At 67.9% G+C, this 8,698-nt stretch carries 6 protein-coding genes; 3 read left to right on the forward strand and 3 right to left on the reverse strand.

Annotated features, from left to right (window positions below):
* Positions 1-36: 36 nt before the first annotated feature.
* Positions 37-582, reverse strand: coding sequence for an acetyltransferase (locus WAX14_RS09575; RefSeq protein WP_422627850.1), 546 nt, complete (start codon positions 580-582; stop codon positions 37-39).
* Positions 583-919: 337 nt separating this feature from the next.
* On the opposite strand from WAX14_RS09575, the gene WAX14_RS09580 reads away from it, so the two are divergent.
* Positions 920-2,095, forward strand: coding sequence for an ATP-binding protein (locus WAX14_RS09580; protein ID WP_422627851.1), 1,176 nt, complete (start codon positions 920-922; stop codon positions 2,093-2,095).
* Positions 2,096-2,356: 261 nt separating this feature from the next.
* Here the strand turns inward: WAX14_RS09580 and glgX are convergent, their stop codons facing one another.
* Both glgX and WAX14_RS09590 read right to left on the reverse strand, forming a co-directional pair.
* Positions 2,357-4,681, reverse strand: a complete 2,325-nt coding sequence (glgX, locus tag WAX14_RS09585; RefSeq protein ID WP_422627852.1) for a glycogen debranching protein GlgX — start codon at positions 4,679-4,681, stop codon at positions 2,357-2,359.
* 55 nt (positions 4,682-4,736) lie between these two features.
* Entirely contained in the window at positions 4,737-6,794 is a 2,058-nt protein-coding gene (locus tag WAX14_RS09590) for an acyltransferase family protein (protein ID WP_422627853.1), read from the reverse strand.
* A gap of 129 nt (positions 6,795-6,923) precedes the next feature.
* Between WAX14_RS09590 and WAX14_RS09595 the strand changes: the two genes are divergently transcribed.
* Together WAX14_RS09595 and WAX14_RS09600 are read left to right on the forward strand one after the other, a co-directional pair.
* The gene (locus WAX14_RS09595; protein ID WP_422627854.1) at positions 6,924-8,210 is read left to right on the forward strand and encodes an adenosylmethionine--8-amino-7-oxononanoate transaminase; all 1,287 of its coding nucleotides are present in this window, start codon (positions 6,924-6,926) and stop codon (positions 8,208-8,210) included.
* 50 nt (positions 8,211-8,260) lie between these two features.
* Positions 8,261-8,698: aminotransferase class I/II-fold pyridoxal phosphate-dependent enzyme (locus WAX14_RS09600; protein ID WP_422627855.1), on the forward strand; the 438-nt coding region annotated here is incomplete at its 3' end.

Genomic DNA, 8,698 nt, shown 5'->3' on the forward strand with positions numbered 1-8,698 from the left:
GTTGTGGTCGGCGTGGTCGCGGGGCAGGGACGGGCGCTAGTGTCGAACCTGATCCACCCCGTAGAGTCCGGTGGCGACGGCAAGGTGCAGCAGCGGGAACGGGCGACCGTCACCATCGAGATCGGACCGTCCCGTGACGACGAAACCGCGTCGCTGATAGAACGCCAGTGCCGTCGGATTCTGCTCGTTGACATCCAAGGTGAGAGCCGGATACCGGTGTAGGGCGTCGGCCAGCAGCACGGATCCGACGCCGGTACCGCGATGGTCGTCGTCGACGAACAACATTTCCAGCCGGCCCTCGGCGAGACCGGAGAACCCGACGATGCGCCCGTCGACGACGGCGACCGTCACGTCGACAGCCGGCAGGTATTCCCGCGCCATCCGATCCTCGTAGAACGCGATGTCCTGCGAACTCAGGAAGTGATGCGTGGCGCGGACCGCGCTCCGCCACACCTCGACGAGTCGGCCGAAGTCCGGTTCGCCTGCACCGGCGCGTAACTCGACTCGGGGATTCTCGAGAGTGTCGAGGTACTCGGCCGCGGCGGGCACGAGCGCAGCCTGCGGATCGGTGGGAGCCGGCATGTGGTTCTCCTGGCGGGATGGCGGGATGGCGGGATGGCGGGATGGCGCCGCGCGGCGCGACCGTTCATTCGACCTCGAGCGCACCGGGTGCGGCAAGTGAATTTCCGGGCTTCTCCGCAGACCGTGGCAGTTCGCCGCGATCGCGCCGGCAGGTGTGGGATGCCCGGAGCGATCGGCGTCGACTGGTGAGAGCCGTGACGGTGCTTGCGCCCAGGTCTCGCGGGAACGCCGTCCGATCCACAGTTGCGCCGTGCTGATGTAAGGCCTGGATCGGGGGACTTCGAGGACTATATGGGGACTTATGGGAAATATTCCATATTTATCTATACTGTTCCATATGGATCTGGAACTGAACCCATTCAAGCCCGGATCGGGGTTGCGTCCTCCCGCGCTGGAGGGCCGGGACAAGCAGATCGAGGCGTTCGAGTTGCTCGTCGCTCGCAGCAAGCGACGCAACTACGACCGGGGCATGGTCCTGTCCGGACTGCGCGGAGTCGGCAAGACGACCTTGCTGAACACACTCGCCGAACACGCCGACCGGCAGGGTTGGCTGACCATCGGAATCGAAGCCCGACCCAACGCTGCCGGTACCGCCGCCGTGCGCGCCAAGCTGGGCCAGGAACTGACTGTCGGCCTGCGCCGGTACAGCCGCAAGCACAAGATCCAGAAGCTCATCGACCCCCTGATCGAGCTGGCCCGCGGATTCTCCCTCGAAATTGGTCTCGGACCGGCCACCGTCAACGTCGGCACGTCTCAACCCGCCGCCTCGAGTGGTGACATCGACCTCGACATCGAGGAACTCGTCGAAGCGATCACCACCGCACTCAAACCGCGGTCCAGCGCCTTCGGCCTGTTCATCGACGAAATGCAGGACCTCGACACCGACCTGCTCTCGGCGCTCCTAGCCGTCCAACACCGGGCCGGCCAACGCGAATGGCCGTTCTTCCTCATCGGCGCCGGCCTTCCCAACCTTCCTGCGGTCCTGTCCGAGAACCGCTCCTACGCGGAACGCCAGTTCCTCTACAGCACAGTCGGTCCCCTCGACAGAGACGCCGCCGCCGACGCGCTGAGGATCCCGGTCCGCCACCACGGAGGTGACTTCACCGACGACGCACTCGACGTGCTCGTCACCGCCAGCGGCGGCTACCCGTACTTCCTCCAGGAATACGGCAAGGCCATCTGGAACCTCGCGCCGGAAGCACCTTTCCAAACCGAAGACGCAGAACTTGCCGTCGAGGTCGGGCGTAGCCACCTCGATGAAGGCTTCTTCCCCTCCCGGTGGAATCGGGCGACGGAACGGGAACGCCGCTACCTGACGGCCCTTGCCGCCACCGGTGAAGATGCACCCCGGTCGGGCAAGGTGGCCGAATTGATGGGGGCGACCGCCAGCGGTGTCAGCGACGTCCGTGAAACCACGATCAAGAAGGGCCTGATCTGGGCACCCGAGCACGGACGGATCGCGTTCACCGTGCCAGGCATGGCGGATTTCATCCGGCGTCAACCCGACGGATGATCCGTTCGCGGGGCTGCGGCGGACAGGGCGGCATCGAGCGCCCGTTCGTCGGTGACGAGTATCCCGAGCCCTCGATCCCGTGCTTGTCGAGTGCGCCGCGGTGGAGGTGGTATTCCGGGCCGCCGGGGCTGTAGACGATGCTGTCGCCGCCCGTGCGGGTGACGAGCAGGACAGGGTCGAGTGCTTCGAAGTCGTCGGGGGTCGCCGTACCGGAACCTGCCTGTCTCGTCGTTGTTGCCCCGTGCGCACGGGTATGGGGGATCACGGGTGTCGCGGCCGACGGAGTACCACCAGCGATCGCGCCTGGACCTGCACCGACTCGCCCGGCGTCACCGTCCGCTCGCGCAGGCCGTCGGCGCTGTCCGTGTCGAGCACCACCGTCCAGTCCGGATCGTCGAGGTCGCCCAGGGTGACGAAGTCGATCGGCTCGTGATGGGCGTTGAAACACAACAGGAACGAATCGTCGACGACGCGTTGCCCGCGCTGATCCGGTTCGGGGATGCCGTCACCGTTGAGGAACACCGCGAGGGATTTGCCGAATCCGCTGTCCCAGTCCTCCGGGGTCATTTCGCCGCCGGCCGGGGTGCGCCACGAAATGTCGCGGGATTGGTCGCCGCTGCGGATCGGCCTGCCCTCGAAGAAGCGTCTCCGCCGGAACGTGGGATGTCGGCGGCGCAACCGGATCACGGTGCGGGTGAATGCGAGCAGGTCGGTGTCCACGGCCTCCGGCGACCAGTCCATCCACGCCAGTTCGTTGTCCTGGCAGTAGACGTTGTTGTTGCCTCGCTGCGACCGGCCGAGTTCGTCGCCGTGCGCGAGCATCGGGGTGCCCTGCGACAACATCAGTGTCGCCATGATGTTGCGTTGCTGACGAGCCCGCAACGCCAGGATGTCCGGATCGTCGGTGGGGCCCTCGACGCCGCAGTTCCAGGACCGATTGTGCGATTCGCCGTCCCGATTGGCCTCGCCGTTCGCCTCGTTGTGTTTCTCGTTGTAGGACACCAGATCCGCGAGGGTGAACCCGTCGTGGGCGGTGACGAAGTTGATGGACGCGCCGGGCCGGCGTCCGGTCGCCTCGTACAGATCCGACGAACCGGTCAGCCGGGACGCGAACTCGCCGAGCGTTGACGGTTCACCGCGCCAATAGTCGCGGACCGTGTCGCGGAACTTGCCGTTCCATTCGGTCCACAATCCGGGGAAGTTCCCGACCTGATAGCCACCTTCGCCGACATCCCACGGCTCGGCGATCAGCTTGACCTGCGACACCACCGGATCCTGTTGCACCAGATCGAAGAAGGCCGACAGTCGATCCACATCGTGCAATTCGCGCGCCAGCGTCGACGCCAGATCGAACCGGAACCCGTCGACGTGCATCTCGGTGACCCAGTACCGCAGCGAATCCATGATCAACTGCAAGGTGTGCGGATGCCGGGCGTTGAGGCTGTTGCCGGTGCCCGTGTAGTCCATGTAGTGCGACTTGTCGTCGTCGACGAGCCGGTAGTAGGCGGCATTGTCGATACCACGGAACCCGATGGTGGGTCCGAGATGATTGCCCTCGGCGGTGTGGTTGTAGACCACGTCGAGGATCACCTCGATGCCCGCTTCGTGGAACGCCCGCACCATCGCCTTGAATTCGGCGACGACCGCACTCGGTTTCGGTGACGACGAATACTCGGCGTGCGGTGCCAGGAAACCGAAGGTGTTGTAACCCCAGTAGTTTCGCAAGCCCTGATCGAGAAGCACCTGGTCGTGCATGAACTGGTGCACCGGCATCAACTCGATCGCGGTCACGCCGAGATCGCGCAGATGCTCGATGACCGCCGGATGTGCCAGCCCCGCATAGGTTCCGCGGAGCTGCTCGGGGACCCCGGGATGCGCCGCGGTCATGCCCTTGACGTGCGCCTCGTAGATGATCGTCTCGTGATAGGGCCGACGCGGCGGACGGTCGGAGGCCCAGTCGAAGAACGGGTTGATCACCACCGTGGTCATGGTGTGACCGAGCGAATCGAGCTGGGGGAACCCGGCGGACCCGGCGGACTGCTCGTCGATCGTGTCGCCGGACTCGGCTGGTGCATCGTCGGCCGAGGCCGTCGCGTCACCGGTGGTCTCGCGCAGCGTCTCCTCGTCGCCCGCGACCGCGTGCGGTTCGTCCGGGGCGTCGGGGGCGGCGACGGGAGTGTCCGTGTCTGGTCCGGTGACCGCATACGAGTACAGCGACGCGTCCCCGTCGAATGCGCCGTCGAACGCCTTGCCGTACGGATCGAGGAGCAGTTTGCTGGGGTCGCACCGCAAACCCTGCGCCGGATCGTACGGGCCGTGAACGCGGAAGCCGTAGCGCTGTCCGGGCGAGACCGTCGGCAGATACGCATGCCACACGTATCCGTCGATCTCCTCGAGCGGAATCCGAGTCTCGGTGCTGTCCCGGGCGATCAGACACAGTTCGACCTTCGTGGCGACCTCCGAGAACACCGCGAAATTCGTGCCGGCACCGTCGTAGGTGGCGCCCAGCGGATAGGGGGTGCCTGGCCAGACCAGCATCTCCACCGCAGTGGTGTCGTCGGCCGGAATCGGGTCGCTGGGGTCCATGGGGGCCAACACTAATCGGAAGCCGAGGGACGCTCGCGCCGAGCGGTGCCGATCGTCACCACCAACCGACGACGGTGCGCATCTGGCGACCCAACTCGGGTGCCAGGGTGCGCACGTACGCGGTGGTGAGATGGTCACGATCCCGGTAGATCAGGACGTTGCCCTCCACCGCGAGGCATCGTTCCGCACGGCACACCACATCGGACAGATCCAGCGGATGCACCGTCCGCAGATGCGCCGCTGCCTCCTGCGCCGGATCGACGGTGTCGAGTGCGTCGGACCGGGCGACCCCGCACCCGTGCGCGTCGCCGCCACGGGCGAGGCAGTCCGTCGCCCGATAGGGGATGCCGTCGTCCTTCAACCACGGGGTGTCGCGGACCGCGAGCACCGGGACACCATAGGAGTCGAGCGTGTCCCACAGAGCCACATACCAGCCGGGTGTGTAGTCGCCGGGCCCCTCGCCCTCCTCCCTGGGGCGGGTCGATGTGGTGAACACATAGTCCGGCGGGTCCGCCGCCAGTTCGGCGAGCACGTTCGTCGACCAGGTGTCGCAGTCGACGGTCACCGAATCTTCGGTGAGCGGGGACATCGGATCCGACAGCGGGCAGCCCACCTTGACATAGGTGTCGACGCGGAACCCGTGCTCCTTGCCGAGCAGGTCCAGTGCGGGCAGCCAATGCTCGGAATGCGAGCCGCCGGTCAGCACGATCCGATGTGGTGCCGCCGGGTCCCCGTAGGCGCAGGTGATCGCGTCGCGGTAGCCGTGATCGGCGATACACCCATCGACCGTGGTGGCAGGCAGATCCCGATCGGCGACCATCAGCGGCGGCTGCACCGGCGCGGTCACCACGTCCGCGTTCATGGCGAACGCGCCGGCACCGGGATAGACGGCAGCCGACAGGGCCGGCAGGTCCTCGAGTTGCCGGGCGGAACGGTCGACGTACTGCACCCACCCGACGGAGACAGCAGTCAGCGTCACACCGACGATCGTCAGCGCCGACACGAGCGTGGTGCGCCCCCACGACGGTGCGCCCTTCCTGATCGGGTCCTCCACCAGCCGGGTCGTCGCCTCGGCCAGGACCAGGGACACACCGACCACCGCGAACCCGCCGAACACGCCGGGGGTGAGCCGCTCCCACACGACCAGATAGGCGATCAGCACCGGCCAGTGCCACAGGTACAGCGAGTACGCGATCGAACCGAGCCGCACCAGCGGCGCCGACGCCAACAGGCGAGACACCACGGTCGTCTGCGTCGCACCGGTCACCACCAGCACCAGTGCCGCCCCGACCGGGACCAGCGCCCACGGCCCGGGGAACTGCTCGCGGCCGTCGAGCACCGCACCGCAACCGAGGAACACGACCAGGGCGAGCACGGCGAGCGTCGCCGCAGCCCACCGGGGCATCCGCAGCCACGGCACCAGGCACACGAGCAGCCCACCGATGGTCAGTTCCCACAGGCGTGCGGCGCTGTCGTAGTACAGCCAGGTCTGGGATGCGGGCGAGAACGTGGCATACCCGAACGAGGCCACCGTGACCACCGCCAGCAGCGCAACGAGGGGCATCCGGACGGTCAGCCCGCGTCGCCGCAGGACCCACGCGAGCGTGAACACCACGACGAGAGCGGCGAGGTAGAACTGGCCCTGCACGGCAATCGACCACAGGTGCTGCATCGGGCTCACCGACGGATCGGCGGCCAGATAGTCGCTCGCGGTGCGCGCCAGATACCAGTTCTGCACGAAGGTCAGGGACGCGACGACCTGTTCGGCCGGTGCGAACCAGCCCGTCGGTGGGGTCAGCGCGATCTGCGCCGCGGTGACCGCAACCAGGACCAGCACCAACGGCGCCAGCAGGCGACGGCCCACCCGCCGCAACACCGGCCGTGGATCGAGCGGCGCGGCGGACTCGGTAACGCGCAGCAACGACCCGACGAAAAAGAAACCGGACAGCGCGAGAAACACATCCACCCCGCCGGACACCCGCCCGAACCACACGTGGAACACCACGACCAGGCCGATCGCGAGGCCACGCAGGCCGTCCAGGTCGGCGCGGCGACCCGGCCCGGTGCTTCGGGCGGTCGAGCGCAGCGGCGGTGCGGATGTATCGACGGGCATCGAACTCCCTCCTGGAACGGACTCGGAGGCGTACGACACCGAGCGATACCTGTGACAGCGACACACAGGCACGGCCGAACACCCTATGCGGCCACTCCGATCGATCATGACACCCCCTACAGTCGGAGCGTGAATTCCAGGAAGTGGTCCGCATCCCGAATCTCGGAACTCGACGCCGCGCATCTGTGGCATCCGTACGGGGCGTTTCCCGCTTCCACCGACCTGCTCGTCGTCGACCACGCACGCGGCACCCGGCTCGTACTGGCGGACGGTCGTGAGCTCGTCGACGGAATGAGCTCCTGGTGGGCGGCGGTGCACGGCTACCGGCATCCGGTGCTCGACGCCGCCGTCACCGAGCAGCTCGGGCGGATGAGCCACGTGATGTTCGGTGGGCTCACGCACGAACCCGCGGCGCGGCTGGCCGACCTGCTCGTCCGGATCACCCCGGGCGGACTCGACAAGGTCTTCCTCGCCGACTCCGGGTCGGTGTCCGTGGAGGTCGCGATCAAACTCGCGGTCCAGTACCAGCGCGCACTCGGGCGCCCCGGGCGTCACCGGCTCATGACGTGGCGCGGCGGCTACCACGGCGACACGTTCACCCCGATGAGTGTGTGCGACCCCGAGGGCGGCATGCACTCGATGTGGACCGACGTGCTCACCCGCCAGGTGTTCGCGCCCGCGCCGCCCCGCGATTTCGACCCCGCCTACGTCGCCGACTTCGAGAAGACCCTCGTCGAGCATGTCGACGAGCTGGCCGCGGTGATCGTCGAACCGGTCGTGCAGGGTGCCGGCGGCATGCGCTTCCACGATCCTGCCTATCTGCGTGAGCTGCGCCGGATGTGCGACGAACACGGCCTGCTGCTCATCTTCGACGAGATCGCCACCGGGTTCGGTCGCACCGGCGAACTGTTCGCCGCCGACCAGGCCGGGGTCGCCCCGGACATCATGTGCGTCGGCAAGGCGCTCACCGGCGGCTATCTCACCCTCGCGGCCGTCCTGTGCACGTCCGCGATCGCCGAGGTGATCAGCGCGGGGGAAGGCGGCGGGGTCATGCACGGGCCGACGTTCATGGGCAACCCGCTGGCGTGCGCGGTCGCGGTCGCGGCCGTCGAGCTACTGCTGTCGCGGGATTGGCGGTCCGAGATCGCGGCCCTGAACACCGGCCTCGCGGCAGGGCTGGAACCGGCGCGGGAGCTCCCCGGGGTGACCGATGTGCGGGTACTCGGCGGGATCGGGGTGCTCGAACTCGCCGAACCCGTCGACATGCGCGCGGCCACCGACGCCGCGGTCGCGGCCGGGGTCTGGCTGCGCCCGTTCCGGAACCTGATCTACGCGATGCCACCGTATGTGTGCACCGCCGACGACGTCGCGGCGATCACCGGCGGGATGGTCGCGGCGGTGCGAGCGACGGTCTGAACTCGGCCACGCCTGGTCACTTGAACGCCGTTCAAGTAGGGTGTCGTTCCATGACCGCACCCGCCAGCCTGGCCTGGCTCGACGCCGCCGCCGAGGCGCGCCGTGTCGCGGGCCTGCACCGCACCCTGCAACCGCGCACCCCCGGCTCGCGTCTCGTCGACCTGGCATCCAATGACTATCTGGGCCTGGTCCGGCACCCCGAGGTCATCGCAGGCGCCACCGCCGCACTACGCCGCTGGGGCGCAGGGTCGACCGGATCGCGCCTGGTCACCGGCACGACCGCCGAACACGACCTGCTCGAGCGCGAACTCGCCGACTTCGTCGGCGCCGACGCCGGCCTCGTGTTCGCCAGCGGCTACGCGGCGAACCTCGGGGCGGTCGCGGCGCTCGGCGGACCCGACACGCTGGTCGTTTCCGACGCGGGCTGCCACGCCTCACTCGTCGACGCGTGCCGTCTGTCGCGGTCGCGGGTGCTGGTGGCCCCGCAC

This window comes from Rhodococcus sp. (in: high G+C Gram-positive bacteria) (genome assembly GCF_049299235.1).
Classification (GTDB): domain Bacteria; phylum Actinomycetota; class Actinomycetes; order Mycobacteriales; family Mycobacteriaceae; genus Rhodococcus.

Bases quoted from the DNA above. Each gene is read 5' to 3' on its own strand.
- glgX (WP_422627852.1), bottom strand. From the start codon at position 4,681: ATGGACCCCAGCGACCCGATTCCGGCCGACGACACCACTGCGGTGGAG.
- WAX14_RS09590 (WP_422627853.1), bottom strand. From the start codon at position 6,794: ATGCCCGTCGATACATCCGCACCGCCGCTGCGCTCGACCGCCCGAAGC.
- WAX14_RS09575 (WP_422627850.1), bottom strand. From the start codon at position 582: ATGCCGGCTCCCACCGATCCGCAGGCTGCGCTCGTGCCCGCCGCGGCC.
- WAX14_RS09580 (WP_422627851.1), top strand. From the start codon at position 920: ATGGATCTGGAACTGAACCCATTCAAGCCCGGATCGGGGTTGCGTCCT.